The 492-nt window shown below is 49.2% G+C and carries 1 protein-coding gene; it reads left to right on the top strand.

The window, feature by feature from the left end; translation table 11 throughout:
* Positions 1-104: 104 nt before the first annotated feature.
* A partial coding sequence (locus tag ACY2RQ_RS19820; RefSeq protein ID WP_490114739.1) for an ankyrin repeat domain-containing protein occupies positions 105-492 on the top strand: 388 nt, incomplete at its 3' end.

The raw sequence follows: 492 nt of genomic DNA on the forward strand, positions 1-492 counted from the left end.
CGTCCTCGTCGGAGAGCCTTTGGGATTCAAACAACTTGATATTTTCCTGATTGATGGCCATACCTTCTGTCCCTTTTAACATAATTGTGGTGAGGAAGAGTTCTATGAAAAGAGTTGGTTCACAGGCTGCATTTTCCTATGCACTATTTTTCCTCAGCCTGTTGGTGGTTCTTTTGATGCAGGCCGGGCTTGGGAGAGCCGACTGGAGGGGTGCGCCAGATTGGGAAGGGGAGCCTGATTTCAATCAGACATACCCTCAAGAACACCAGTTCCTGGCCGCCTGTCGGCAAGGGCGTGTTGATATTGTGGAATACTGGTTGGCTCAGGAGGGTTTTAACCCCAATGAGGAGTTTGTCAGCGGCGCAAGCAAGGAAAAGATATCAGGTCTGTATATGGCGGTTAATTGTGGTCATTCTGAGGTCGTTCGTATACTCGTTGATGCCGATGGGGTTGATGTGAATCAAACCTTGAAGGGAGCCACACCTCTGTTCC

The organism is Parendozoicomonas sp. 209JJ7-1, assembly GCF_058147085.1.